The sequence below is a fragment of the Marinomonas spartinae genome (genome assembly GCF_900089775.1).
Classification (GTDB): domain Bacteria; phylum Pseudomonadota; class Gammaproteobacteria; order Pseudomonadales; family Marinomonadaceae; genus Marinomonas; species Marinomonas spartinae.
This window is the reverse complement of record NZ_FLOB01000011.1, coordinates 84,326-109,922: the sequence shown is the minus strand read 5'-3', so window position 1 is coordinate 109,922 and position 25,597 is coordinate 84,326. Positions and strand designations below refer to the sequence as shown.

23 protein-coding genes and 1 rRNA gene are annotated in these 25,597 nt (G+C 46.5%); 15 read left to right on the top strand and 9 right to left on the bottom strand.

The window, feature by feature from the left end:
* The 3 genes from rrf to MSP8886_RS17815 all read left to right on the top strand — a co-directional run.
* Positions 1 to 77 (top strand): 5S ribosomal RNA (rrf, locus tag MSP8886_RS22860); the annotation flags it as partial.
* A 239-nt stretch (positions 78 to 316) separates the two neighbouring features.
* Positions 317 to 502 (top strand): hypothetical protein, encoded by a 186-nt coding sequence (locus tag MSP8886_RS22170; RefSeq protein ID WP_139063178.1) that lies wholly within the window; start codon positions 317 to 319, stop codon positions 500 to 502.
* A 396-nt stretch (positions 503 to 898) separates the two neighbouring features.
* On the top strand, positions 899 to 1,585 hold the full coding sequence (locus MSP8886_RS17815; RefSeq protein WP_067019002.1) for a DUF4336 domain-containing protein: 687 nt from the start codon (positions 899 to 901) through the stop codon (positions 1,583 to 1,585).
* Between the two features lie 126 nt (positions 1,586 to 1,711).
* Here MSP8886_RS17815 and MSP8886_RS17810 read toward each other — a convergent pair whose 3' ends face one another.
* The gene (locus MSP8886_RS17810) at positions 1,712 to 2,671 is read right to left on the bottom strand and encodes a class 1 fructose-bisphosphatase (protein ID WP_067018999.1); all 960 of its coding nucleotides are present in this window, start codon (positions 2,669 to 2,671) and stop codon (positions 1,712 to 1,714) included.
* A 163-nt stretch (positions 2,672 to 2,834) separates the two neighbouring features.
* Between MSP8886_RS17810 and MSP8886_RS17805 the strand changes: the two genes are divergently transcribed.
* Positions 2,835 to 3,803: a zinc transporter ZntB gene (locus MSP8886_RS17805; RefSeq protein ID WP_067018997.1), complete on the top strand. Its 969-nt coding sequence runs from the start codon at positions 2,835 to 2,837 to the stop codon at positions 3,801 to 3,803.
* A gap of 63 nt (positions 3,804 to 3,866) precedes the next feature.
* Here MSP8886_RS17805 and rpiA read toward each other — a convergent pair whose 3' ends face one another.
* Positions 3,867 to 4,538: a ribose-5-phosphate isomerase RpiA gene (gene rpiA, locus MSP8886_RS17800; RefSeq protein ID WP_067018994.1), complete on the bottom strand. Its 672-nt coding sequence runs from the start codon at positions 4,536 to 4,538 to the stop codon at positions 3,867 to 3,869.
* Between the two features lie 329 nt (positions 4,539 to 4,867).
* Here rpiA and ilvA point away from each other — a divergent pair, with 329 nt between their 5' ends.
* The 4 genes from ilvA to MSP8886_RS17780 all read left to right on the top strand — a co-directional run bounded on the left by ilvA (position 4,868) and on the right by MSP8886_RS17780 (position 10,333).
* Complete coding sequence (gene ilvA / locus MSP8886_RS17795) at positions 4,868 to 6,376, top strand: threonine ammonia-lyase, biosynthetic (RefSeq protein ID WP_067018991.1); 1,509 nt, start codon at positions 4,868 to 4,870, stop codon at positions 6,374 to 6,376.
* 134 nt (positions 6,377 to 6,510) lie between these two features.
* On the top strand, positions 6,511 to 8,244 hold the full coding sequence (gene argS / locus MSP8886_RS17790; RefSeq protein WP_067018988.1) for an arginine--tRNA ligase: 1,734 nt from the start codon (positions 6,511 to 6,513) through the stop codon (positions 8,242 to 8,244).
* A gap of 141 nt (positions 8,245 to 8,385) precedes the next feature.
* A complete protein-coding gene (locus MSP8886_RS17785) occupies positions 8,386 to 9,351 on the top strand; it encodes an asparaginase (RefSeq protein ID WP_067018985.1) in 966 nt (321 codons plus the stop codon).
* Positions 9,352 to 9,469: 118 nt separating this feature from the next.
* Positions 9,470 to 10,333, top strand: coding sequence for a DMT family transporter (locus MSP8886_RS17780; RefSeq protein ID WP_067018982.1), 864 nt, complete (start codon positions 9,470 to 9,472; stop codon positions 10,331 to 10,333).
* A 95-nt stretch (positions 10,334 to 10,428) separates the two neighbouring features.
* Here MSP8886_RS17780 and MSP8886_RS17775 read toward each other — a convergent pair whose 3' ends face one another.
* The 6 genes from MSP8886_RS17775 to MSP8886_RS17750 form a co-directional block, all read right to left on the bottom strand.
* Positions 10,429 to 11,052, bottom strand: coding sequence for a ubiquinone biosynthesis accessory factor UbiJ (locus MSP8886_RS17775; RefSeq protein WP_067018979.1), 624 nt, complete (start codon positions 11,050 to 11,052; stop codon positions 10,429 to 10,431).
* Positions 11,053 to 11,082: 30 nt separating this feature from the next.
* On the bottom strand, positions 11,083 to 11,469 hold the full coding sequence (locus MSP8886_RS17770) for a gamma-butyrobetaine hydroxylase family protein (RefSeq protein ID WP_067018976.1): 387 nt from the start codon (positions 11,467 to 11,469) through the stop codon (positions 11,083 to 11,085).
* A gap of 24 nt (positions 11,470 to 11,493) precedes the next feature.
* Complete coding sequence (gene hslU / locus MSP8886_RS17765; RefSeq protein ID WP_067018973.1) at positions 11,494 to 12,816, bottom strand: ATP-dependent protease ATPase subunit HslU; 1,323 nt, start codon at positions 12,814 to 12,816, stop codon at positions 11,494 to 11,496.
* Positions 12,817 to 12,826: 10 nt separating this feature from the next.
* Complete coding sequence (hslV, locus tag MSP8886_RS17760; protein WP_067018970.1) at positions 12,827 to 13,417, bottom strand: ATP-dependent protease subunit HslV; 591 nt, start codon at positions 13,415 to 13,417, stop codon at positions 12,827 to 12,829.
* Between the two features lie 239 nt (positions 13,418 to 13,656).
* On the bottom strand, positions 13,657 to 14,295 hold the full coding sequence (locus tag MSP8886_RS17755; RefSeq protein ID WP_067018966.1) for an SPOR domain-containing protein: 639 nt from the start codon (positions 14,293 to 14,295) through the stop codon (positions 13,657 to 13,659).
* Positions 14,296 to 14,397: 102 nt separating this feature from the next.
* A complete protein-coding gene (locus MSP8886_RS17750) occupies positions 14,398 to 16,632 on the bottom strand; it encodes a primosomal protein N' (RefSeq protein ID WP_067018963.1) in 2,235 nt (744 codons plus the stop codon).
* Between the two features lie 283 nt (positions 16,633 to 16,915).
* On the opposite strand from MSP8886_RS17750, the gene rpmE reads away from it, so the two are divergent.
* From rpmE to MSP8886_RS17735, 4 genes are all read left to right on the top strand, one after another.
* Positions 16,916 to 17,131, top strand: a complete 216-nt coding sequence (gene rpmE / locus MSP8886_RS21975) for a 50S ribosomal protein L31 (RefSeq protein ID WP_083201018.1) — start codon at positions 16,916 to 16,918, stop codon at positions 17,129 to 17,131.
* Between the two features lie 8 nt (positions 17,132 to 17,139).
* On the top strand, positions 17,140 to 17,934 hold the full coding sequence (locus MSP8886_RS17745) for a thermonuclease family protein (RefSeq protein ID WP_067018960.1): 795 nt from the start codon (positions 17,140 to 17,142) through the stop codon (positions 17,932 to 17,934).
* A gap of 124 nt (positions 17,935 to 18,058) precedes the next feature.
* Positions 18,059 to 19,327 (top strand): malic enzyme-like NAD(P)-binding protein, encoded by a 1,269-nt coding sequence (locus tag MSP8886_RS17740; RefSeq protein ID WP_067018957.1) that lies wholly within the window; start codon positions 18,059 to 18,061, stop codon positions 19,325 to 19,327.
* A 145-nt stretch (positions 19,328 to 19,472) separates the two neighbouring features.
* A complete protein-coding gene (locus MSP8886_RS17735; protein ID WP_067018954.1) occupies positions 19,473 to 20,033 on the top strand; it encodes an LOG family protein in 561 nt (186 codons plus the stop codon).
* A gap of 125 nt (positions 20,034 to 20,158) precedes the next feature.
* Here the strand turns inward: MSP8886_RS17735 and MSP8886_RS17730 are convergent, their stop codons facing one another.
* Positions 20,159 to 22,615, bottom strand: coding sequence for a penicillin-binding protein 1A (locus tag MSP8886_RS17730; protein ID WP_067018951.1), 2,457 nt, complete (start codon positions 22,613 to 22,615; stop codon positions 20,159 to 20,161).
* 149 nt (positions 22,616 to 22,764) lie between these two features.
* Here MSP8886_RS17730 and MSP8886_RS17725 point away from each other — a divergent pair, with 149 nt between their 5' ends.
* The 3 genes from MSP8886_RS17725 to MSP8886_RS17715 are packed head-to-tail and all read left to right on the top strand — an operon-like array spanning position 22,765 to position 25,586.
* Complete coding sequence (locus MSP8886_RS17725; RefSeq protein WP_067018946.1) at positions 22,765 to 23,739, top strand: hypothetical protein; 975 nt, start codon at positions 22,765 to 22,767, stop codon at positions 23,737 to 23,739.
* Positions 23,711 to 24,424, top strand: coding sequence for a hypothetical protein (locus MSP8886_RS17720; protein WP_067018943.1), 714 nt, complete (start codon positions 23,711 to 23,713; stop codon positions 24,422 to 24,424). The genes MSP8886_RS17725 and MSP8886_RS17720 overlap by 29 nt, the downstream gene beginning before the upstream one ends.
* Positions 24,417 to 25,586, top strand: a complete 1,170-nt coding sequence (locus tag MSP8886_RS17715; RefSeq protein WP_067018941.1) for a secretin GspD/PilQ domain-containing protein — start codon at positions 24,417 to 24,419, stop codon at positions 25,584 to 25,586. The genes MSP8886_RS17720 and MSP8886_RS17715 overlap by 8 nt, the downstream gene beginning before the upstream one ends.
* Positions 25,587 to 25,597: the final 11 nt, after the last annotated feature.

Genomic DNA, 25,597 nt, shown 5'->3' with positions numbered 1-25,597 from the left:
CCCGAACTCAGAAGTGAAAAGTGCCATCGCCGATGGTAGTGTGGGAGATCCCATGTGAGAGTAGGTCGTTATCAAGATTTAATTAAGAGAAACCCCATCCTGCTAAGCAGGGTGGGGTTTTTTCGTTCTGGAGCATCACCATCGGCGATGGTCGTGTGGGGCTCTCTATAACAGACAAGCATGTGAGAGTAGGTCGTTATCAAGATTTTAAATAGGAAGCCCTGATCAGAAATGGTCGGGGCTTTTTTTCGTCTACAGAAAATCCAAAAAAGTAAAAAGGGGAGTCAACCTCCCTAAAAATTAGACGCAGACATCCGTGAGGACGTCTCTTGCCGCTCATATAGCACAAGCATTCACAGCCGTCATTATCGCGAAGGCGGTAATCCATTGCTTTGCAGCCTTTTTAGATGATCACCTTGCCATTGTATTCGCTTGCGCCTGTTTCGCAGGCTCAACGCGTCTGCGCGAATCCAATAGCAAGGTGACGATTGATCTGTGTTAATCTTTTCAAAGATAGAGCGTTAGATCAAGGGTTCCATCTCGGAACTCAGAAGTGACTCTTTTTTCGCTTCAAGGGGGAGGCATTGGTTACCATAAAAATGCTCAATCCTCCGTTTTTGAATTTGATGAGGCAGGCAATTGAAAGGCCACCGCCTGAGAATGAGTGACCATCTAACAAATTCATGAAATTTCTAGCGTTAAAATACACAGCTTCGTGGTACGTAAAGTACAGGGCTCACAACAAGTTACTCGCCGTTTATGCGAGCGTTAGCATGACTCCCCACACCAAAGCAGAGCTTACCCCACTTGATATGTCATGGCGCTGGCTTTACGCTAATCGGTGCAGTCTGAGGCGAGTTCTCATGATAAATTATTATGCAGATAGGATCGGAGGAGTATGGAAAATTTAGCAGATGACATATGGATATTTAATGGTGATTCTGTTCAATTCTTGGGGTTGCCATTTTCCACTCGGATGACAGTGGTTCGATTAACGAGCGGTGAGCTTTGGGTTCATAGTCCTATTAAGCTGTCGGACTCAATCAAAGCGCAACTCGACGGTTTAGGTCGTGTTAAATACTTGATTGCCCCTAATCATCTACATCACCTCTTCTTACCTGAATGGATCGCGTTTTATCCAAATGCAGAAGTCTATGGTACAAACGAGGTAATCAAAAAACGTCGTGATATTTCCTTCCATGGCTCTCTTAATACTATTCAAGATTGGGCTTGGGGATCGGATATTGAGCAAGAGTTATTTTCTGGGTCTCCTTTAATGGAGGAGTGTGTGTTTTACCACACAGGCTCAGGCACGTTAATTGTCACGGATTTGGTCGAAAACTTTTCAGGTAAGGACTTTACTTATTGGCAAAGGGGGATTGCTAAATGCGTTGGTATTCTTGCTCCTAATGGAAAAACTCCTTTAGATTGGCGTTTGAGCTTTATATTTGGTAAGTCTGATGCTCGCAAACACTTCAAGCGGTTATTCGATTGGTGTCCAAAAATATTGGTCATGTCTCATGGTGAGATTGTTAGGGAGAATGCCGACCAATTTTTAGCTGAGTCGTTCAAATGGCTGAGGTGAAATAGGCTTAGTTTTATCTGATGTTGATTTTCTATCCCTAATAAAAAAAGACGCTCCTCGGCGTCTTTTTCAATCTTAATAAACCTATCCACAATGAGCTCAAAAGCGCTTATTATTTCTGATCTGTTAATAACTTAGGCACTTATCCACTTCGTTTGCAGCACCTAAGATGACGGCGACGCGCTGGTGAATGGCTTCTGGTTGGATGTCTAGAATACGCTGTGTATGGGTGTGGGCTTTACCACCAGCTTGCTCTAGCAGCATGGCCATTGGGTTGGCTTCGTACATTAGGCGTAGTTTGCCAGGTTTGCTTGGGTCTTTGTTGTCCCATGGGTAGATAAAGATACCACCACGGCATAAGATGCGGTGTACATCGCCGACCATAGCGGCTACCCAGCGCATGTTGAAGTCTTTGTTTCTACTGCCATTTTTTCCAGCGACAAGATTGTTCACGTAGTTTTGCATGCTGTCTGCCCAGAAGCGTTGGTTGGACATGTTGATAGCAAATTCTTGGGTGTCTTGGGCGACTTGTACGTTTTCTCTGGTGAGTAAAAAGGTATGAGTATCAGGGTCGAGGGTAAACATATTGACGCCCTTCCCAGTCGTTAGTACTAGCATACTAGATGGGCCATAGAGGACATAGCCAGCGGCCACTTGTTCTTTGCCCTGGATCAAAAAGTCTTGTTCTGTCGCAGGGTTATCCCCAGTTTGGCGGTAGAGGGAGAAAATGGTGCCGACCATGGCGTTAATGTCGATATTGGATGAGCCATCAAGGGGGTCAAAGGCGATTAGGTATTCGCCATCGGTGTGGGCGGGTACTATGTCGTCTTCTTCTTCAGAGGCAATGGCGCGTACTGCAGGGCAAGCTAAAAGAGCGTCTTTTAACATGTCGTTGGAAATGACATCCAGTTTCTTCTGTTCTTCACCTTGAACGTTTTCGTTGCCAGCCATGCCTAAAATGCCAGCAAGAGAGCCTTTTTTGAGAGCGTTGGAAATATCGACACAGGTACTGATGGTGATGTTCAGAACGGATTGTAACGACTCAGGGGTGGCGCTGGCTGCTAAAACTTGAGATAGGTTTTGCATGGTCTGCTTTTCCTTGTTTTTAGAGAATGTAGAAATTATGCCATTGCCTGAGGGAGGTGTCAGCCAAGTGATGAGTTGTCGGTAAAATAATTGTTCATGGCTTTGTATTTCGACTAGGCTATCTTGACTGGGTTACGGTGAAAGAATCGTTTAAGGAAACGCTATGTCTGAGTTTGTTTTGTATAATCTGGAGTTGGATGGTTCTGGTGGGGCAAAGGTATTAGCAGCAAGCGATCTTCCCGTTGCGTTGCCGCAGGAAGGGAGTCGTTGGGTACATGTGGACAGAAGTGATGATTTAGCACAAGACTGGTTCGCCTCATTGCCCGATGTGCCATACAGCTTGGTGGAAGCCTTGTTTGCAGATGAAACTCGGCCCCGTTTGGTGAAAATGGGGGCGGGGATCCTGTTAACGCTTAGAGGCGTTAACCTCAACCCCGGTTCTGATCCATCCGATATGGTGTCTTTACGTCTTTGGGTTACGCCACACTTTATTATTTCCGTTCGCAAGCGCCGTTTGTTATCGATCCAAGATGTGATAGAAAACTTAGAGAATAATGAAGGGCCAGAGAGTACGTCAGATTTAGTGTCGACTTTGACGCATACCTTGATTAGCCGCATGGCATCGGTGATTGATGGTCTCGAAGATGAGCTGGATGATTTAGAAGAGAATATGAGCCAGCGCATCGAAGCAGATCAGCGTAGTGAGTTGGTACAGCGACGCTTGGAGTCGATTCGTTTACGACGCTTTCTTGTTCCGCAAAAGGAAGCCATTAACAAATTGATAGTGGAGTTTCAGACGTGGATGACAAGAGATCAGCTGGTTCAGGTACAAGAGGCGGCTAACGAACTAACACGTTATGTTGAGGCGTTAGATTCACTGCGTGAACGCTGTATTTTGATGCAAGAAGAGTTCGTGAACGCGCAATCTGAGAAGATGAATGCGCGTATGTATGTTCTGTCCATATTGTCAGGTATTTTTATGCCTTTAGGATTTCTGACTGGACTGTTTGGTATCAATATCGGTGGCATGCCTGGCACAAATAATAGCGCCGCGTTCTGGATTTTTTGTGGTGTGTTGACTCTGTTAGGCGCGACTCAATTTTTGATAATGCGTAAGAGCCGCTGGTTCTAGACAGAGCAAGCTAATTCAAAGAGATCAAAGCCTTTGGGTAGAGAACCTAAGGCTTTGTCTGATTTATTTTTCCAGGGTTTTGATACCGTCTTTAGTTCCTAATAACAATACGTCAGCCGGGCGGGCGGCAAATAAACCATTGGTCACCACGCCTACGATGTTGTTGATGCTTTGCTCAAGTGCCACAGGATCAAGAATGTCGAGGTTGTGGACATCTAAAATCTGGTTACCGTTATCGGTAATGACGTTTGCACGGTAAACAGGCGTGCCTCCCAGTTTGACCAGTTCTCTAGCAACATGACCGCGCGCCATTGGAATCACTTCAATTGGCAGCGGGAAGGCTCCCAGCACATCGACTAATTTTGACTCATCCGCGATGCAGACGAATAGGTCACTACAGGCGGCCACGATTTTTTCACGGGTAAGCGCCGCGCCACCGCCTTTGATCAGGTTTAAATGATGATCTGACTCATCGGCACCATCGATATAAACTCGTACTTCGTTGACGGCATTGAGGCTGTAAACAGGAATACCATGGCCTTTTAGGCGCTGCGCTGAGGCTTCAGAGCTGGCGACGGTACCATCAAAACGGTGTTTGTGTTTGGCCAATTCATCAATAAACAGATTGGCGGTGGAGCCAGTGCCGACGCCGACGATGGTATCGGCTTGTAGCATAGGGAGAATGTGCTCGATTGCCGCTTCAGCGACGGCTTGTTTTAATTCATCTTGCGTCATGGGTCGTTTCGCCTTGTCTTTTATTATAAGAGATAAGTGTTCTTTGCTCTTGCCACGTGTGAGGGGGGCAAAGAACGCCTGATTTTGGGCATTATTATGACAAATAAGCCTCCTCTGATGGTGGGGGTATTATAAGTGCTTCAGTTGTCTATTGTTAGCCTCGCATTTACCGATTTTCTGCGCTTTTGATGGTGTCTAAGGGGGGATCGGCCTTTGCGTGAAGTGAGCCAAAAGAGTATATTTCCTACTCAGTTTTTTGACTAGCAGCGACAACGTAGGCCTCACCAAGAATGTTGCGTTGTCGATTTATTTTTCATTTAGGACACACTATGCCTCATACCATGATCAAAAAGATTCTACAGGCGCGCGTTTATGACGTTGCCGTGGAAACACCACTGTCTCGTGCTAATCAATTATCGACTCGATTAGGCAATGAGATTATTTTGAAGCGAGAAGATTTACAGCCAGTTTTCTCTTTCAAGATTCGTGGGGCATACAACAAAATTTGTCAGTTAACACCCGAAGAGCGCGCCCGTGGCGTGATTGCCGCTTCGGCGGGTAATCATGCACAGGGATTGGCTTTAGCGGCCAAAAAACTTGGTATTCAAGCGACAATAGTCATGCCTGCGACGACGCCAGAAGTCAAAGTGACGGCGGTGCGTAATCATGGCGCTGAAGTGGTGTTATTCGGTGATGCGTTTGATGAAGCGTCTGCCAAATCTCGCGAAATTATGGATAAGACGGGCCAAGTCTATGTGCACCCCTTCGACGATCTTGACACCATTGCGGGTCAAGGAACCATTGGTATGGAGATCTTGCATCAACATGAAGGCAACATTGACGCGATTTTTGTGCCTGTTGGCGGTGGTGGCTTAATTTCAGGGATTTCCGCTTATATCAAATATCTGCGTCCAGAGATCAAAATTATTGGCGTTGAGCCAGAAGATGCTGCTTGCCTAAAAATCGCCTTGGAAAAAGGCGAGCCCACTCGCTTGGCTACTGTGGGGATTTTTGCGGAAGGGGTGGCCGTGGCTGAAATCGGGAAAAACACCTTTGCCATTGCCAAAGATACGGTGGACGAAGTGATAACCGTGACCACAGATGAAATGTGTGCGGCGATCAAAGACATCTATGATGACACCCGTTCTATCACCGAGCCGGCCGGTGCATGTGCGCTTGCTGGTTTGAAAAAGTATATTGAGCGTGAAGGGGCGAAAGGACAAACGCTGATTGCGATCAACAGCGGGGCCAATGTGAACTTTGACCGTTTGCGCCACGTGTCAGAACGTGCTGAGTTGGGGGAAAAACGTGAAGCCATCATTGCGGTTAAGATCCCTGAAAAGCCCGGCAGTTTTAAAGATTTCTGTCAGGCGCTAGTAGGGCGCAATATTACAGAATTCAATTACCGTTACGGTGATGATAACCAAGCGGTCATTTTTGTGGGCGTGGCGTTGGGTGGCAGTCCACATAGCCGCAAAGAATTATTGGCTGATTTGAAAGGCTATGAAATCATCGATTTGACCGACGATGAAACCACCAAGGTGCATGTTCGCCACATGATTGGTGGGCACCTGCACAGCGATAAGGGCGAATTGATCTACAGTTTTGAGTTTCCTGAGCGCCCAGGTGCGTTGCTGAAATTCCTCAATACGCTAGGCGGTCATTGGAATATTTCTATGTTCCATTACCGAAACCATGGGGATGCCTATGGTCGAGTGTTGGTGGGACTACAAGCCGTCGGTGAGGAAACTGATGTGACCCGTTATTTAGACGAGTTGGGTTATCCTTACCAAGATGAGAATGACAACCCAGCTTGTAAGCTGTTTTTCGCTAACTAGGCAAAAATCGGTTATTATTAAGCTAATTTTATAACATGCCACACAACCCGTGTTTTGCCAGAGCAAAACACGGGTTGTGTGGTTCTGATTCGGCACAAAATGTTGTGCATTAAGTCGAGCATTAAAGGTTTCCTGTGAACATTCAAACTTTGTTAAATCAACGTATTCAAGCGGCTATGGTGGCAGTTGGTGCACCTGAAGACGCCCCCGCACTGGTTCGTCAATCGGCGAAAGCGCAATTTGGTGATTACCAAGCTAATGGCATTATGGGGGTGGCGAAAAAGTTAAAGATGAACCCTCGCCAATTAGCGGAGCAAGTATTAGAAAAGCTTGAACTGGACGATCTTGCCGATAAAGTCGAAATCGCAGGCCCAGGCTTTATTAATATTTTTCTAAAAAATACTTGGTTGAGTGAAGCGTTGATTCGTTTGCGTCACAGCGATCGATTAGATGTGCCGATGGCCGACATCAAAGAAACCGTGGTAGTGGATTACTCTGCGCCTAACCTTGCCAAAGAAATGCACGTCGGTCATTTGCGTTCTACCGTGATTGGGGATGCAGTGGTTCGCACCTTGGAATTCTTAGGGCACAAGGTGATTCGTCAAAACCATGTGGGCGATTGGGGCACACAATTCGGTATGTTGTTGGCGTATATGGAGCGATTGCGTGCTGAAAACCAACAAGTCAGTATGGCGCTGTCCGATCTTGAAACCTTCTACCGAGCGGCCAAACTGTGCTTTGATGACGATCCTGAGTTTGCGAATCGTGCCCGTGAATTAGTGGTGGCGTTGCAATCTGGCGATAAAGACTGCTTAGCGCTTTGGGATGAGTTTATCAATATCTCGCTGAATCACTGTGAAGAGACCTACACCATGTTGGGTGTCTCTTTAACACGAAAAGATGTGATGCCGGAGAGTGCTTATAATGATGATTTGCCACAGGTTGTCGATGATTTAAAAGCACAAGGGTTATTAACTGAATCCAATGGGGCACAATGTGTCTTCTTGGAAGAGTTTGCCAATAAAGACGGTGAAATTACCCCGATTATTGTGCAAAAAAGCGGTGGTGGTTTCTTGTATGCAACGACCGATTTGGCAGCCGTGCGCTACCGCTACAATACATTAAAAGCCGATCGTTGTTTGTACTTTGTCGATGCTCGCCAATCCTTGCATTTCCAGCAGATCTTCACCTTATCTCGTAAAGCGGGCTTTGCTCCACAGGACGCTCGTCTTGAACACATGCCATTTGGTACCGTGATGGGCAGCGATGGTAAACCCTTCAAAACGCGCTCTGGCGGTGTGGCAAAATTGTCGGCTTTGTTAGAAGAAGCGCAAGAACGTGCTTTCAAATTGGTGGCGTCTAAAAATCCAGACATGCCAGAAGACGAGCAGCGTAACATTGGTCGTGTGGTGGGCATAGCGTCAGTCAAATACGCTGACTTATCGAAAAATCGTACCAGTGACTACCAGTTTAACTGGGACAGTATGTTGAGCTTTGAGGGAAATACCGCCCCTTATCTGTTATACGCCTACTCTCGTGTGGCTAGTATTGTACGTCGTTCAGAAATGAATATTGACGATTTACAGGGCGAGATCGTGATCCAAGAGCCCCAAGAACGGGCACTTGCGATGCAATTGGTGCAATTTGAAGAAGCCATTCAGCAAGTGGTGAGCGATGGGATGCCCCATTTTCTGAGTGCGTATTTATACGACTTGGCGGGTACTTTTATGACCTTCTATGAAGCTTGCCCAATCTTGAATGCCCAAAGCGATGTGAAAATCAGCCGTTTGCAATTGGCATTGTCGACCGCCTCGACGTTGCAGCAAGGCTTGAACTTGTTGGGTATTGAGACCTTGGAGCGCATGTAGTCGCTAACGAGGCGTTTGTCCGTCACGGTATGAAGTAGAAGTATTGTTGTATTCATACCTTGTTAAAAGGCGCTTTTCTCATGGGGAAACGCGCCTTTTTGTTTTCGTGTTTCTTTGGCTATCACATAATTTGAGACCAATATGAAAATTTATATTGCTTACACTGGTGGCACCATTGGCATGGTACCTTCTGATAATGGTTTAGTGCCTGACGCCGCTTTTGCCGACCACTTAAGCCAGCACCTCAATGAATCGGACGAATTCGTGCATGAATTTGTGATTCAACGTTATGAGAACTTGATTGATTCTTCTAACGCGACACCAAAAGATTGGCAAAATATCGCCCATGATATTAAAAGCAAATGGCATGAGTTTGATGCCTTTATCGTCCTTCATGGCACGGATACCATGGCTTATAGCGCCTGTGCTTTGTCTTTGATGTTTGCCAATAGTGACAAGGCCATTATCCTGACCGGATCACAAGTCCCTATGTATAAAGTGCGTACAGACGCCATGATCAATGTCATGGGGGCCATTTCAGCATGTGAAGAAGGGGTTCAAGGTGTGTTTCTCTTTTTTGCTGGTCGATTGATCGAAGGAGATCGAGCACACAAAGCTCACACCACGGATTGGCAAGCCTTTAGTTCTCCTAATTACCCAGAACGTGGCGTATTAGGCATTGATTGGCGTTGGCGTTCTGAAGACATTCATCAAGCTCCCATGAGTATTCACATTCCAGCGATGCAGGAGAGTGCGGTGACGATTCTTCCTGTCTTTCCGGGTGTACAAGCAATACATTGGCAAGGGTTGCTGAATGATAAGGTGAAGGGTGCTGTTTTATTAAGTTATGGTGCGGGGAACGCCCCAGATAAAGACCCTGAATTACTTGCCTTGCTAAAAACCGCATCCGACCGTGGTGTGACCATTGTGAACGTTAGTCAATGTGGAGCGGGCAGTGTCGCAGCTGGGGCTTACGCTGCGGGGTCTGCGTTAGTTGAAGCGGGCGTGATCTCGGGTTTAGATATGACTTACGAAGCGGCTTTTGTCAAACTGCATTTTTTGATTGGTCTAGGACAGTCGCGTCAGCAAATTATCGCGGCTTGGTAAAAAAATAAAATAGGCCATCTTAAGGGAGAGAGGCTAGCCAATGACGGGATAAAAAACTTACAATGCGATTATGTAAACTTTTGTTTCTAATGAACACTCTCTTTAAAACGGATTTTATATGGCGCTCTTGTATGTACTCTTGGTTCTCATTTGGTCGACTGGCTTTATTACCGGTAAGTTTTTAGTCGGCCTAATTGATCCGAATATCTACCTCACTATCCGTTTTTTGGGCGTGGGAGGGCTTTTTACTCTTATCGCTGTGTTTCAAAGGCGCCGCTTTCCTAGTTGGAATGAACTACCTAAGCACATTATCGCAGGGATGCTGATGAACGGCTTTTACTTAGCGTTCGCCTATGTGGCCATCGCGAAAGGCTTACCTGCAGGTATCATGGCGCTGATTGGAGCGCTACAGCCAGCGTTAGTCACCCTGCTTGCCTTCTTGCTGATCAAAGAAAAAACCTCGATAAAAGGCATCATAGGGATGCTGATTGGTATGGTGGGGTTAGTGTTGGTCTTGAGTCCAGTTTTTGAACTGGATTTGAGCCATGGTGGGGTTTCTTTTCTCACCTTATTGTTTGCGTGTTTAGGTATTTTATCCTTATCCCTAGGGGTGACTTACCAGAAAATGTCGATTTCTTCTTCCGATTTATTCTCATCAATGGCAATACAAAACTTGGCTGCCGCCGCCGTGACCTTCTGTTTTGCATTGGTGTTAGGTGAACATGTTTTTAAAGTACAACTTGAAACCTTCGCACTGATTGCATGGGGCATTATTGTTTTATCGTGTGGTGGTGTGTTCTTAATGGTTTGGCTACTGCGCAAAGTGAAAGCCTCACAAGTCACCACCGTCATGCTATTGGTTCCACCCCTAGCGGCGGTCGAAAGCTACTTCTTATTTAATGAGCATATGACATGGGTACAAATCACGGGTTTTGTTGTGACCATTGCAGGTGTGTATTTAAGCCGAGCGAAGCCCGCTTAGAGTTCATTTATATTGGTTATTAAAAAGGCCTGGTGACGTACACCAAGCCTCCTAGAACATGAAAACCTGTTTACCTGTCTCTGGTAAGCGTTCTATCAAGCGCGTTTTTTATCTAATAGTCGGACTTTCGCTTCGGTGCGGTCGAGTTGTGTGCCAAGGCGTTCCATATCGTCGACGAAGCTGTTGAATTCGATTTTGCTAGGCAGTAGTTGACTATTGGTTTGTAGGTATTGAACCAGTTGTAGACGAAGCGTGGTGGCGGTTTCTTTGCCCCAGGACCATTGCTTGCGAAGTAGACGAGCTAGGGCGGCAGCAGGCAGATCACCAAGATGGTCGGCAAGTAAGCCTTCCCAATCCAGTTCAAAATTTTCCATGACTTTGTGTAGCGTCATTAAGGCTTGTGCGTTGCCTTGAATACGTAAGTCGCCATCGAACAGACCATCGCCTTCGAGCAGCTTACGATAGGCTGAACTGGGCCCTTGAACTAGGGTATCTAGACGAGGATCCAAGTTGATTTCATCTAAGCTTTCTGGACGATGCAACATAACGCCTTGTTCAAGAATATGAACTTGCAATGTCAGAGAAAAGTCTTCGATATGTAGGAAAATTTGCTGGCCAGCCAGTTTGCTTAGACGTGCTTGAGAAGGTTCATCTTGTTTCAGGGCAAGATTGACGGCGCGTTCAATGGCGCTAATGGCAGACAGACTAAGCGAGCTCATGACAATTCCTAGTGATGATAAAACAACGGGTTAAACTTGATGAATTTGAATCACGGAAGTTTCTCGCGTCTGACCTTCTTTTTCAAGGCGCTCTAGGTATATTTGCCAAAGTTCATCATAGTGTTGGCCGAGATTATAGAGATAATCCCAAGAGTAGAGGCCAGAGTCGTGGCCGTCATCAAAGGTGATTTTAAGGGCATAGTTGCCCGCCCCTTCAATATTGTTAATGGCGACGTCTTTTTTGCCAACTTGTAAGATGGGGATGGTTAAGCCATGTCCGCGCACTTCCGCAGACGGAGAGTGCACTCGCAAGTATTCCGCGCTGAGGCGGAATACTTGCCCATCAGCAAACGCCAGCTCCAATTCACGGGACTGCTTATGATAGTGAACCTTGGTTGGAGCGGGTGTGGTTGCCATGTATGCTCTCTTGCTTATGTTGGATTAAAGGATGTATTGGCTAAGGTCTTCGTTTTCAACAATTTCGCCTAGCTGTTCATCGACGTAAGCGGCGGTAATATCCACTTCTTGACCATCAGGCATGTCACTGGCCGAGTAAGAAACTTCTTCTAACAGTCGCTCTAACACGGTATGAAGACGACGGGCACCGATGTTTTCTGTCCGCTCATTCACTTGGAAAGCGATTTCCGCAATACGATGAATCCCTTCTTTGGTGAAGTTGATGTTAATGTTTTCTGTCGCTGCCAAGGCAATGTATTGCTGAGTCAGTGAGGCGCTGGGCTCTACCAAAATACGCTCAAAGTCATTCACTGTGAGGGCATCCAGCTCAACTCGAATTGGTAAGCGGCCTTGTAGTTCAGGAATCAAGTCCGATGGTTTGGTTAAATGGAACGCTCCAGAGGCGATAAATAAGATATGATCTGTTTTGATCATGCCGTATTTGGTACTGACCGTACAACCTTCTACAAGAGGCAGTAAGTCACGTTGTACCCCTTCTCGTGACACTTCCCCACCAGAGCGCTCAGAGCTTTTTGCCACTTTATCGATTTCGTCTAGGAAGACGATGCCATTTTGCTCAACGGCTTCGACGGCACGAGCTTTCAGTTCATCTTCGTTAACCAGTTTAGAGGCTTCTTCGTCGCGAACTTGGCGAAGGGCATCTTTTAGTTTCATGTTACGACTTTTGGTCTTTTGGGAACCTAAGCTTGAGAACATGTTCTGTAACTGACTGGTCATTTCTTCCATGCCAGGTGGGGTCATGATCTCGACGCCAACAGGCGTATCAGCCACATCGATTTCAATTTCTTTATCGTCTAGTTTGCCTTCGCGCAATTTTTTACGGAAAGCTTGACGTGTACTGTTGTCTTCCAACTCAGGATCACCGCCACGAGCAGGCGGTAATAGTGCATCCAGAATACGATCTTCTGCGGCGTCTTCTGCTTTATGACGCAATTTAGCGGTTTCTTGCTCGCGGAGCATTTTGATCGCCATTTCGACCAAGTCACGAATGATGGACTCTACGTCGCGGCCAACGTAACCCACTTCGGTAAATTTCGTGGCTTCGATTTTGATAAAAGGGGCGTTAGCCAGTTTCGCCAAACGACGGGCGATTTCGGTTTTACCGACACCTGTGGGGCCAATCATCAAGATGTTTTTTGGGGTGATTTCGGCACGCATGTCTTCAGGGAGTTGCATGCGACGCCAGCGGTTGCGTAAGGCGATAGCCACCGCTCGTTTGGCTTTTTGTTGACCAATAATATGATTGTCTAACGCGTTAACCGTCTCTCTTGGGGTCATGCTGCTCATCTTGGCTCTCTTAATTATCTTTGTCAGAAGTGTCTTCTGAGGTAATGTTTTTAGTTGAGTTGTCTTCCAGCTTAGGGTCAATAACAATTTCTTCGATGGTTAAGCTATGGTTGGTGAAGACACAGATATCGGCGGCGATGTTTAGGCTTTTTTCAACAATCTCTTTCGCCGATAGGTCAGTATTGTCAATTAGGGCGCGAGCCGAGGCCTCGGCAAAGTTGCCACCCGAGCCAATAGCTAAGGCACCGTGTTGAGGCTCAACAACATCGCCTGTTCCTGTAATGATTAAAGTGCTGTCTTTATTGGCAACAATTAGCATAGCTTCAAGGCGACGCAATGCTTTGTCAGAGCGCCAGTCTTTAGCTAGATCGACAGCGGCGCGTACCAAGTGACCTTGGTGCTTTTCCAGCTGCCCTTCGAAGCGTTCAAATAAAGTAAAGGCGTCGGCTGTCCCGCCAGCGAATCCTGCGATGACTTCACCACGATATAAGCGGCGCACTTTACGTGCATTGCCTTTCATAACTGTGTTGCCTAGAGACACTTGTCCATCGCCGCCTACGACGACTTGATTACCTTTGCGTACCGTTAAAATCGTTGTCATGGGTCTACTCCAGTTTCGATTCTAAACAAAGTGGGGGCAAGTTCGATGCTTTTCAAGCAGGGGAGACTACGACAAGCGTCTTCCTTGTTATGTGCGAACTTTTGAAATGGCTTTTGCTTAATTTTTAGATTCTAGTCAGGCGGGTAGATCAGTAAGCGCAAGCTCACTATTTGTGATAAGGAAACTTTCTTCTGACAATGCTTAAAAGCGCGTCGCCAGAAGAAAGTAATAAGCAAAGATTATTGGTTTTCTTTTTTAATTTTGTAAGGGTAAGACTCGATGCGCATATCGACCAGTTTGTCTTCTATGTGGTTCATTCTAGAACGATCATTGAATGGCCCAATGACGACTCGATACCAAGGTTTACCATCTTTCGTACTAATGGTTTTGCGTACGCTGGTGTCGACAATACCGGATAGAATCAGCTTGGCACGTAAACGATCTGCATCTTTAGGGTTTCTAAAGGAGGCCGCTTGAAGCATGTAGAGGAAATCTTGTTCACCACGAGGCTCGTATTGATAGGCCTTAACATGCCCTGTTTTGACCTCACTATCTTGTAAAATGCTATAAAAATCAAACGACTCTTTCTTTTTTGCCGTCGCTTTTGTCTCCGCTTTTTGTGGCTCAGCTTTCTTCGTTTCTGCTTTAGGCGCGGCTTTGCTTTCGATCCTTGGCTGCGCGGCTGGAACAGGTTGAGTGACCGGCTTTTGCTTTACATGACTTAGTTTGGTTAAACCGTAAATAAAGGCGATTAGAATCACCGGAACAATAATCCATAACCACCAAGGGGTTTTACGTTTTGGTGGAGGGGGCGTCCGGCGAGTTGCACCCTTTTTCGGTCGATTTCCTTTGGCAGCAATATTGATTGGTGTAAACATAGTTTAGGCTTTGTTAGAAATAGGGCACATTATGCTGGCTTGATCCTTAAGTTTCCAGTCTAGGTAAAGTAAATGCCTCGTGGATTGACGATTTAGCGTTTTCTAATAGGTTTCCAGTGGATCCACATCGACCGCGTAGCGAACTTTATGTTGTTGGCGAGTGGCTTGTTCTAGCCACGTGGTCATCATGGCGGTCACTTGATGAAGTGGCGCGCGGTGGGACGATTTAAGCGACAGCAGGGCGCGATGTTGACCCGCTTTACGAACGATAATAGCGGTGTAAGGGCCAACCATAGAGATATCCTGAGGGATATGAGGTTCAAGCTCTAGGCGCATCTTGGTCAAGAGTTGCATGGCCTCTTGTTCATTGCCAGATTCGGCGCGAATTAATACCTGATGGTAGAAAGGTGGTAGAGAGAGCGCTTTACGCTCTGAAAGGCCATTTAAAGCAAACTGCTCATAGCCTAATGTACATAGGCACTCGATGGCGGCGTGGTCAGGATGGTAGGTTTGCAGTAACACATGACCTGGCTTTTTCGCACGTCCTGCTCTTCCCGCTACTTGGGTGATGAGCTGGGCCGTTCGTTCCATGCCACGAAAGTCCGCTGAAAATAACCCCGCGTCGGCATCCATAATGATGACCAATGTCACGTTGGGAAAATGATGCCCTTTAGCAAGCATTTGAGTGCCGATTAAGATGGCTTGGTCGTGCTCATGGATTTTTTGTGTTAGTTGCGTCATCGCCGATTTGCGCTGGGTGCTGTCTCGGTCAATGCGTAAAATCGGTACGTCTTTGAATAAAGGGCTTAATTGCGTCTCGATTTGTTCTGTCCCTTCGCCCACGGTGAAAAGCTCAGTTGATTGGCATTCAGGGCAGGTATGAATCAGCGCCTTTTGCGCATCACAATGGTGGCAGTGGAGTTTATTGGCGCGTTTGTGCACGGTGAGATTGACATCACAGTGATCACAACTGGCAATCCAGCCACAATCGTGACACATGAGTGTTGGGGCATAGCCTCGGCGATTTAAAAAAATCAGCACTTGTTCACGTTGATCTAAACAGCGCTTCATAGCTTGTAGAGCCTGTTCACTGAAGCCGTGAACCAGCGTTTGGCCTCGTAAATCCACTCGCTCCATTTCTGGAATGTGGGCGTTGCCAGCCCGCTGACGTAATTTTAGCCAAGTAAAACGCTTTTGTAAGGCATTGGCGAGGCTTTCAAAGGAAGGTGTTGCCGACGCCAACAGTACCGGAATACTTAGATTCTGGGCGCGTTTGATGGCCAAGTCCCGTGCGTGATAACGGAAACCTTCATGTTGTTTGTAAGAAGCGTCATGCTCTTCATCTATGATAATCATGCCAAGGTTGGCGGCGGGAACAAAGGCGGCCGAGCGTGTGCCGATAATGACCTTGGCATGACCACTTGAGGACAACAGCCAGGCATCTAGACGCTCTCGATCCGTCATGTTGGAATGCATCAGTACAATATTGGTATTGAGACGGTTTTCAAAGCGCTTAAAGGTTTGTGGCGTCAAGCCGATTTCTGGCACCATAACGAGAATTTGTTTGTCCTCGGCGATCAGTTTCTCCATGACACGTAAGAATACTTCGGTTTTACCACTGCCGGTAATGCCATCCAACAATGCCACTGCAAAGCGATTTCGCATATCAAGTATTTCTTCCATGGCCATGGTTTGCTCACGATTCAACACAGGTGGGACTTGCGTTTGATGAGAGTGCTTTTCGCCCGCCGTATTGAAAGCGCGCTGTTCGCGCCTGACTAGACCTTTCTCTTCAAGAGACTTGCCAGCATTCGGCATGAGACCGAGTATGGATATGGCGTTTTGGCTCATGCCATTTGGGTGTTGTTGTACAGCTTTTAAGAAGTCTTGTTGGCGAGGGGCTCGACTGAGCAATTCAATATCGATTGCTTGGCCAGCCTCAGTCACAAACCACCAGTTTTCCGTTCGAAACTCAGCGTTTTCGCCTTTTCGTAAGGAAACGGGCAGAGCATGAAAAATCACATCGCCGATGGGGTGGTGGTAATAACGTGCCGCCCATTCAGATAAGGCCATGAGTTCAGCCGGAATAACTGGGGCTTCATCTTTCAGAGATGTGAGGGATTTTAGCTGGCTTTCGTCCCATTCGCTTGTCTGACTGAAGGTAACGATGACCCCTAGACGACTGCCTTTTCCAAAAGGGACTTTCACTCGCATGCCTGGCTGCAAGGCGTGACGTAATGCCATGGCCTTAGGGATTTTATAGTCAAATAGCGTACGCATGGGCACAGGTAGCGCCACTTGAGCGTATGGGTAAGGAGTAAGAAGCGACTCTTGCATGCTTGGAATCGTAACCTTATATCGAAAAATACATCTAATGGATCCTAGTCTCTCTAGTGTACGTTACTCTGGCTAGTAGGTGCGAGAGAGAATTTTATTGATAAAGCGCTATAAAAAGGTTGCTGATTAGTCAATTGATCCCTAAAATACGCAGCTCTTGGAACCACTGTACAATGTCTGTACAACGAATCGTGCGGTGCTTGGCTAGGCGAAAGCCCATTTGTAGACGGCGAAAGCTAATTATTAGACTAAGTGGCGGCACACCAAACTTGAGGTAAACGCAATGAAAAAAGATATCCACCCAAATTACGCAACTATTACTGCAACTTGTACTTGTGGTAACACATTGACTCTTAATTCGACTGCTGGCAAAGACATGCACATCGACGTATGTAGCCAATGTCACCCTTTCTACACAGGCCAACAGAAAATGTTGGATACTGGTGGTCGTGTTGATCGCTTTAAGAAGCGTTTCGGAGCGCGTCGTTCAACTAAGTAATTGGCTGAATGAACGTGTTTTCCCAGAAAAAGCGTCAAGTTGTCTTGGCGCTTTTTTTGTTTGTATTTTGCGCTACTGGGGTTGCCAAGACCTCGCCAGATAATGCCTTATGTCACGCTAAAGGGCTGCTTGAACGTGCTAAAGTACAACGCGTAGTCGATGGCGATACTCTTTATCTTAGCGATGGTAAAAGAGTGCGCTTTATTGGCATTAATACCCCAGAATTAGACCATAAAAAAGGTCATCACGAGCCTTATGCCGTAGCGGCGACTCAGACGTTACGAGCCTTAGTGGGCAACTATGTCTACTTGCAGGCAGGGAAAGAGCCTCGTGATCATTACGGACGTTATCTATTTTACGTTTTCGATAAAGATCGTATTTCATTATCAAGTCAGTTACTATCGAAAGGGCTTGGATATCGTATTGCGATACCACCTAATGTGGCTTATCAATCTTGTTTTATTCAAGCAGAGCAAACCGCTCGTAAGGCGGGGCTCGGAGTTTGGACGCAATCACTGGCGTGGCGACCGCACAGCGGTTTTGTTGTATCACAGGTAGTGATCTCGTCCATCACGAAGAACCGAGGTGGCTGGTGGCTGGCGACAGATCATGATCTGGTTATTCATTTACCCCTCAGTTCTGAGGACTATTGGCCTGCCCAGAAAGTCTACTTTTTAAAAGGGCATAACGTCGAAGTCCGTGGTTGGCAACATCATAGAAAAAGCCGCTCATCACGCTATAAATCTTGGGTTTTGTCGGTCAAACACCCAAATGATTTACAGGATTTGGGTATGCCCGAATGAGAGATGTGATAGGCTATTCTGTGTATATAATAATAAGGTGTCATTTTTTGGCGTAATATCGTCAAAATCAAGGCCCAATTTGTATTTTTTAATAAAACACCAAATTAGAGACGGAAACATCAAAATGGCAGAAGATCTAAAAAAAGCTGCACTGGAGTACCATGAAAATCCAGTACCTGGAAAGCTAAGCGTCACTATCACCAAACCTACAGCAACGGCTCGCGATTTATCCTTGGCTTACAGCCCTGGTGTCGCTGAGCCTTGCCGTGAAATCGCCAAGGATCCAGAAGCCGCGTACCGCTATACGGGTAAGGGGAATCTTGTGGCTGTCATTTCGGATGGCACGGCGGTTCTTGGTCTTGGCAATATCGGTCCATTAGCAAGTAAACCGGTTATGGAAGGTAAGGGCGTTTTATTCAAGCGCTTTGCTGGTGTAAACTCTGTTGATGTGGAAGTCGAATCAGAAAGTCCACAAGCTTTCATCGATACGGTGGCACGTATTGCGAATACCTACGGCGGTATCAATTTAGAAGATATCAAGGCCCCTGAGTGTTTCGAAATCGAGCGCCAGTTGATTGAGCGTTGCTCTATCCCTGTTTTTCACGATGACCAACATGGTACGGCAATTGTTACCGCTGCTGGTTTATTGAATGCCCTTGAGTTGCAAGGCAAAGACATCGAAACAGCAAAAATTGTCTGTCTTGGTGCTGGAGCAGCTGCCACGGCGTGTATGAAGCTGATCATTGCCTGTGGCGCGCAAATTGAGAACATCTTTGTGCTTGACCGTAAGGGGGTGATTCATTCTGGTCGCGATGATTTGAACCAATTCAAAGCGATGTTTGCGAATGAAACAGACAAGCGTACATTGGACGACGCAATCGATGGCGCCGATGTGTTCATTGGTGTGTCTGGTCCAGATCTTTTAACCGGCGAGCAGCTGGCTAAGATGGCACCCAATCCAATTGTCTTTGCTTGTTCTAATCCTGATCCTGAAATTAATCCAGATCTTGCCCGTGCGGCTCGTGATGACTTGATCATGGCGACAGGCCGTTCTGATTACCCAAATCAGGTAAACAATGTTTTGGGCTTTCCCTTTATCTTCCGTGGTGCGTTAGATGTACGTGCGACTAAGATCAATGAAGAGATGAAAATCGCCGCTGTTCACGCACTTAAGAATCTGGCCAAAGAAGAAGCGCCTGCTGATGTCGTGGCCGCTTATGGTGGGGCTGCATTGAGTTTTGGTAAAGAATATATTCTGCCAAAACCAATGGACACACGTTTGCTAACGGTCGTATCGGATGCCGTTGCAAAAGCCGCGATTGAATCGGGAGTAGCAACTTTACCTTACCCTGATTTTTACCCGTTGCAGAATCTAGACCAATTTGGTGTGTAAACCGAAGGTCTCGTCTTGTGTTTTATAGCAAGGCGACAGGCACCATGAAAAGGCGATGTTGATGAACATCGTCTTTTTTGTTTCTGATACTTGTGAACATAATAAAAAAGATACTCAATAGAACATCAACAGAATGAGGATGGATATGAAAGTTGCGATTTATTGTGGCTCTGCGAAAGGAAACAATCCTAATTTCGTTGCGGGTGTGAAGGCACTGGCCACCTATTTTGCTGAGCAAGGTATTGAAGTGGTATATGGTGGTGGGAAAGTTGGGCTAATGGGTGAGATGGCCGATGCAATGATTGCCGCAGGCGGTAACGTCATTGGCGTGATTACCAAGCACCTTGAAGATAAAGAGATAGCTCACCCCAATTTAACCGATTTATACGTGGTTGAAGACATGCATGAGCGTAAAGCCAAAATGGCGGAATTGGCTGATGCCTTTGTGGCGTTACCGGGTGGCATTGGCACCTTAGAAGAAATTTTTGAAGTCTGGACTTGGGCGCAGATTGGTCTTCATGAAAAGCCTTGTGCCTTTTACAATATTGAAGGCTTTTATGATCCCTTATTTACGATGGTTGATCGTATGTTTGAAGCGGGTTTTGTCAAAGCTCCTTATGTAGACATGTTGATTCGCGCTCAAACTCCTGAAGATTTATTGGCGGCGTTTGAAGGGTATCAAGCCCCAGCACAAAAGTGGGCTTGAGTCTGTCTAGGCTCAGTGCGCTCTAGGCATCACGTATTACCAACACTACAGACAAAAAAACCAAGCCATGAGCTTGGTTTTTGCTGTAGAGCGGATGCTTTAACTTCAGCCTAATAACCGCTTGGTTAGAAAAGGTTTTCCAGCGCGTTATCGGTTTGCTTTTCTTGCTGGGCATCACTATCTTGACCGCTGTCTGAGCCTAAATTACTTTGTGTGCGGCGCGGTGGTACGTGATCTTTACGGAAGATCTCGAAGATAGCATTTTTCTGGCCTGGTAACGCTCGTTGTCCCGTTTTTGGATCAATTCGAACCGTAATCAACGAGGACGGTTTGTAGATATATGCAGGCGGTGTGCCCGCTAAGGCGGGACGCATATAATCGATCCAAGTTGGTAAGGAAACGGATCCCCCCCATTCCTCTGAGCCATTTGTATTCAGACCTAAGCTGGTGGAGTTATCAAAGCCACTCCAGACAGTTGTGGTGATCTTGCCATTAAAGCCAGAGAACCAAGCATCTTTACCATCGTTGGTGGTACCCGTCTTACCTGCAAGATCAGGACGGTCAAGAACCCGAGCACGACGTCCCGTACCGAGTTTGATAACGTCTCGCATAATGCTATACATGATGTAATCGACACTTGGGTCTAGAACCTGCGGTGCGACAGGGAGACTGCGCACGCCTTCTGGTGTATTAAATAAGCCCATTTGCTGATCGCTATCAGAGGACTTGTCTAGCAGCGTACAGCTATCGCATACCGTGACAGGGTTGGCTTGGAAAATGACTTTATTATGGCGATCCGTAATGTGATCAATCAAATAGGGTTTGACTTGATAGCCGCCATTGGAGAACACGGCATACCCTGTAGCTATCTGCAGTGGCGACAGGTTAGCGGTGCCTAGTGCAAGGGACAGGTTATGCGGTAAATTGTCTGGATTAAAGCCAAAGCGACGTAAGAACTTCAGTGTGGGTGTAATACCCAATTCATCCAACAGGCGAACTGATACGATGTTTTGAGAGCGGTATAAGGCGGGTCGTAAACGTGTTGGACCATAAAACTTACCACCGTCATTGGTTGGACGCCAAGCTTTTGCTAGCCCCGTATCACTAAATACCACAGGCGCATCATTAATGGTTGTAGCAGCGGTATAGCCGTGGCTAAGGGCGCTGGAGTAAATGAAGGGCTTGAAGTTAGAGCCTGGTTGCCGCTTGGATTGCGTGACACGATTATACTTACTTTCGTAGTAGTTAAACCCACCGACTAGAGCTTGTATTGCCCCATCTTTGCTGCGTAAAGAGACCAGAGCACTTTGTAGTTTGGGGATTTGTGCAAGCTGCCAGCCCTGATTGTCAGGTCTGACACGGATAATATCACCCGCTTGCATAATGTCTGTCGTTTTAGTGGGGGCTGGACCTTGAGAGTTTTCATCAATATAAGGTTTGGCCCAGCTCATGCCATCCCATGGCAGGGTGTAGGTGGTGCCATCAGACAATAATAAGTTGGCTGTTTGATCCGTTGTGGAGAGTACCAGAGCGGTTCGCCACTTCTGTAATCCTGGATAGCTGTTCAGCGCTTTCATCTGCTCAGCTTGAGGCTCTTTCAATAAGTCTGGTTTTTTGTCGAGTACGCCACGGTAACCATGGCGAGTGTTGTATGCCAGTACGCCATTGTAGATCGCTTCATTGGCGTCTTTCTGTTTTTTAGAATTAATGGTGGTGTAGACCGTTAGGCCTGCCGTATAGAGATCGTCTTTATAGGTATCGTGTAGTTCTGAACGCACCATTTCAGCCACATAGCCAGCATCCACTTGGGGTGTAATACCGTGGTCTTTCGCAGTAATTGGTGCTTCTACTGCCGTTTGATACTGATCCTTGGTGATGTAGCCTAAGGACAACATGCGCTGTAAAATCCAGTTGCGGCGGATGAGAGCGCGCGATGGGTTTGCCACAGGGTTAAAGCTGGATGGGGCTTTGGGCAGTCCAGCCAACATGGCATATTGGGCAATGTCTAAATCTTTTAAGGGCTTGTTGTAGTAAACCTGAGAGGCGGCTTGGAAGCCGTACGCGCGATTACCCAAATAAATTTTGTTGACGTAAAGGGTTAGGATATCGTGCTTGGTAAGCTCGCGCTCCATTTTTAAGGAAATAAAGATTTCGGTGAATTTACGGGTAAACGTCTGTTTGAAAGATAAAAAATAATTACGGGCGACCTGCATGGTGATGGTACTACCACCACCTTGAATTTGACCTGTGGTAATCAATTGCATGGCGGCGCGCCCCAAGCCCATGATGTCTACTCCAGGGTGGTGATAGAAGTTACTGTCTTCTGCAGACAAAATGGCGTGTTCTAATCCTGGTGGTAACTGGGCATAGGTAATAGGGGTTCGACGCTGTTCGCCAAACTCGCCAATTAATTTGTGATCCGCTGTGTATATCCGTAATGGGATTTGTAACTTGATGTCTTTGAGCTCTGCCACCGTGGGAATACGGTCTTTGACGTGTTCATAGACGACAAATGTGGCAATGGCACCACTGACGACGCCAAATACCGTTAAATATAGGAAAATTTTGAGTGCTTTCAACATACAGATCCGATACAGATGGATTAAAAAAGCGCCATTATAGCGAACTTCATCACAATGTAGGTGCTTAACTTTGCAGCAAATCGTGTTATCTTGCTAGTATTTGGTAGGATACCTAGTAAATTACGAGCTGCATACGTCAAGGATGAATAATGAAGCCGATTACGCCAGATTGTGTGGTGTTTTATAGCGCCACATCATGTCGTTTTTATGATATTGAGCATATTCCTGTTCAAAAAAATTCTCAATTAGACTTTTCTGATTTGCCACCAAGTGAGAATAGCCTAGCCGAACTTCAGTCACAGGTTGACCCAGATAGCTACAAAAATAAAGCGTTTGCCCTTATTGTCTTGCCCGACGAGTGGCTGTCGAGTACTGAGCAGGACTTAGATTATGCGGTGCCAAAGGAGTTGGCCTCGTTGGCGGCACTGGCTTGTGCTGCGGAAAAACATTTCTCGCCTCCCGAAACCTTGTGGTTTCATTATCAGGTCTCCCGACATCGGCGAGGCTCTCATTTAGCCGTGCTATCTTGCCATCAAAATTTAGTTGAGCAAGTATGCTGTCCCTTCAAATCTGTGGGCATACGCTGCTGTGTGGTGTCCTTCTCCCATTGGAATGCTTATCAGTCATTGCCATTCGGGCTATTTCGTCTACAAAAACAGGCGTTATTGCCGTTTGAACCCGATCGAGACATTGGTCATCGACATCGAATCGTATGGTTGGCGTTTTTTGCGGTTTGTGTGGCCTTAAATGTGGGGTTGCTGCTTTATGATTATTATTTGAATAAAGAATTTGATCATCTTTCGGGTGAGCATCACCAAGTTACGCATGATATCTCTCTGTATGACTCTCCCTCGCCTTTGTTGACGAAAGTATTAGCAGCGGTCCGTGCTTTACCAGAGCGGGTGCGTTTATCCTCGTTGAAGAGTTACGACCACAAGGTATTTGTCGCGTTGAGTTTATCCACGGAAGAGATGAAATCATTATTGGCGCGTTGGCAAACGGAGTTTCCTGATTGGCAACTTAATGTGCAAGAAGAAGGGCGCTCTTTAGTCGAAGTCAGAGGTACGAATAAGAGAGGTAACAAGGAGGTTATTAATGTGGGCATCTCGATTTCATCGGGCTAACTCTCTGTCCTTACCCACTCCCAGTTGGTCACTATTAAGTCTTCTGGTGTTGTTACAACTTTCTGCTTGGTATTTACCGATTAGGTCACGGCTAGATCAGGTAGTTCGAGCGGAACAGCGGGTTCACCAAGATGCACATAACAAAAAACAATGGCACTGGCAGGTTCAACAGTTACGTCATGATGTATGGATCGATAAGGTGCTTTTTCAGACCCAGTTACATATTATGCCGGCAACCCATCAGGCCCATTGGCAATTAACCGGAACATCATCTTTGGTGGATTGGCAAGCATTGCAAGAAACGCTACAGAAGCGTGTTTTTCTCCGTCTTCGTTCAGTCAGCTGGTGGTTGCAAAATGATGGACGATGGAAAGGAAGACTACGATTTGACGTCCTTCCAGAGCGTGCCAATACTCGCTATCAAAATTGGCTGCCAGTGCGCGTCGAGGGGCGTCCTCTCCAGATAGCAAATTGGCAGTTAGTATCAATTATGAGGCAGCAGGGTAAGGCCTCAGCGCTAATGAAAGACAGCTATCATCATTCTCTTTGGGTGACAGAAGGGAGTTGGTTGCCTGAGTTGGGAGCCTCCGTGGTGACTATCTCGTCAAAGCAGGTGCGTCTTATGTCGCGAACGGGAGCCTTAACTACTTTGCGTCTCCATCCACAAGGAGGGGCTCATGATTAAACGGGTCTTCCTACTTTTGGTGGGATTGTATTGTTTTTCACCCCTGCAGGCGATGGACGTGTTTTTTGAGTCGCGTCCTATTCAGGAAGTGCTGCCGTGGCTGGCGGCTAAAATGAATAAAAGTTTGGTGATCAGTCCCAAGATTGATGATGTACTCACCCTCTCAATCAAAAATGCCACGTGGAAAGACGTGATTAATGCTGTATCTAAAGAACCTGATATCTCGCTACAGTGGCAAAATGGCGTGGCGGTACTGATGCCTGCCTCAACGTCCCAAGCGACCACAACAAGCTCCCAATCTTGCCAACGCTCTTTCTGGATGCTGCGCAATGCTAAAGCCAAAAAAGTGGGCAAGCAGCTTAAAACCTTGTACCCCAAAATGTCTATTGTGGTGGATGACAGGACAAACTCCATTATTACCTACTCCTGTAACGGGGTGAGCGGGTTGACGAAAACACTTGCATGGCTGGATGTGCCGCTCAGACAAATTGAGATCAGTGCTCGCATTGCTCAAGTGAGCACCTCAGCCCAATCGCAGTTTGGGGTGAATTGGCAAGCGAATCTGGCGGATAGTGTGCGTACTTCTGCGGGTGGAGCTGTGGATTTAGGTGCCTTGGCACCGACAAGTCAGCTGTCTTTTGCTAATCACAATGGGCTGGGATTATTGTCTTTTACGCTGGATATGTTAGAGAGTGAGGGGCTGGCAAAAGTATTGTCTAAGCCTAAAGTGGTGGCGTCGGAAGGGGAAAAAGCGCGGATTGAATCGGGCACCGAGGTACCTTACCAAACGGTAGACGATGATAATGTGAAGGTGGAGTTCCGTCAGGCGGCCTTGGTGTTAGAGGTGACGCCTTATGTGAAGGAAAAGAACCGCATCTCTTTGAAACTCACCATCCATCAAGATTCTGTCGGAGATCTGGTGAATGGTGTACCAAGCATCAAAACCAACATCGTAAGAACTCAGGTAGTTGTGAAAGACCAAGAAACCTTGGTTTTAGGCGGGATTTTCCGTAAAGAAAAGTTCACAACCAACAGTCAAGTTCCTTTGCTGGGAGACATTCCTTATCTGGGGGCGCTTTTTAAAAAGCACTCAGAACAAGAAGAAAAGGTTGAATTACTTGTATTTATTACACCAAAGCTGCTACAAATGTCAGTTAACTAGGCAATAGCCTG

What these genes read in the sequence shown, in the direction of transcription:
- MSP8886_RS17815 (WP_067019002.1), top strand. Translation starts at nt 899, where the DNA reads ATGGAAAATTTAGCAGATGACATATGGATATTTAATGGTGATTCTGTT.
- MSP8886_RS17810 (WP_067018999.1), bottom strand. Translation starts at nt 2,671, where the DNA reads ATGCAAAACCTATCTCAAGTTTTAGCAGCCAGCGCCACCCCTGAGTCG.
- MSP8886_RS17805 (WP_067018997.1), top strand. Translation starts at nt 2,835, where the DNA reads ATGTCTGAGTTTGTTTTGTATAATCTGGAGTTGGATGGTTCTGGTGGG.
- rpiA (WP_067018994.1), bottom strand. Translation starts at nt 4,538, where the DNA reads ATGACGCAAGATGAATTAAAACAAGCCGTCGCTGAAGCGGCAATCGAG.
- ilvA (WP_067018991.1), top strand. Translation starts at nt 4,868, where the DNA reads ATGCCTCATACCATGATCAAAAAGATTCTACAGGCGCGCGTTTATGAC.
- MSP8886_RS17785 (WP_067018985.1), top strand. Translation starts at nt 8,386, where the DNA reads ATGAAAATTTATATTGCTTACACTGGTGGCACCATTGGCATGGTACCT.
- MSP8886_RS17780 (WP_067018982.1), top strand. Translation starts at nt 9,470, where the DNA reads ATGGCGCTCTTGTATGTACTCTTGGTTCTCATTTGGTCGACTGGCTTT.
- MSP8886_RS17775 (WP_067018979.1), bottom strand. Translation starts at nt 11,052, where the DNA reads ATGAGCTCGCTTAGTCTGTCTGCCATTAGCGCCATTGAACGCGCCGTC.
- MSP8886_RS17770 (WP_067018976.1), bottom strand. Translation starts at nt 11,469, where the DNA reads ATGGCAACCACACCCGCTCCAACCAAGGTTCACTATCATAAGCAGTCC.
- hslU (WP_067018973.1), bottom strand. Translation starts at nt 12,816, where the DNA reads ATGAGCAGCATGACCCCAAGAGAGACGGTTAACGCGTTAGACAATCAT.
- hslV (WP_067018970.1), bottom strand. Translation starts at nt 13,417, where the DNA reads ATGACAACGATTTTAACGGTACGCAAAGGTAATCAAGTCGTCGTAGGC.
- MSP8886_RS17755 (WP_067018966.1), bottom strand. Translation starts at nt 14,295, where the DNA reads ATGTTTACACCAATCAATATTGCTGCCAAAGGAAATCGACCGAAAAAG.
- MSP8886_RS17750 (WP_067018963.1), bottom strand. Translation starts at nt 16,632, where the DNA reads ATGCAAGAGTCGCTTCTTACTCCTTACCCATACGCTCAAGTGGCGCTA.
- rpmE (WP_083201018.1), top strand. Translation starts at nt 16,916, where the DNA reads ATGAAAAAAGATATCCACCCAAATTACGCAACTATTACTGCAACTTGT.
- MSP8886_RS17745 (WP_067018960.1), top strand. Translation starts at nt 17,140, where the DNA reads ATGAACGTGTTTTCCCAGAAAAAGCGTCAAGTTGTCTTGGCGCTTTTT.
- MSP8886_RS17740 (WP_067018957.1), top strand. Translation starts at nt 18,059, where the DNA reads ATGGCAGAAGATCTAAAAAAAGCTGCACTGGAGTACCATGAAAATCCA.
- MSP8886_RS17735 (WP_067018954.1), top strand. Translation starts at nt 19,473, where the DNA reads ATGAAAGTTGCGATTTATTGTGGCTCTGCGAAAGGAAACAATCCTAAT.
- MSP8886_RS17730 (WP_067018951.1), bottom strand. Translation starts at nt 22,615, where the DNA reads ATGTTGAAAGCACTCAAAATTTTCCTATATTTAACGGTATTTGGCGTC.
- MSP8886_RS17725 (WP_067018946.1), top strand. Translation starts at nt 22,765, where the DNA reads ATGAAGCCGATTACGCCAGATTGTGTGGTGTTTTATAGCGCCACATCA.
- MSP8886_RS17720 (WP_067018943.1), top strand. Translation starts at nt 23,711, where the DNA reads ATGTGGGCATCTCGATTTCATCGGGCTAACTCTCTGTCCTTACCCACT.
- MSP8886_RS17715 (WP_067018941.1), top strand. Translation starts at nt 24,417, where the DNA reads ATGATTAAACGGGTCTTCCTACTTTTGGTGGGATTGTATTGTTTTTCA.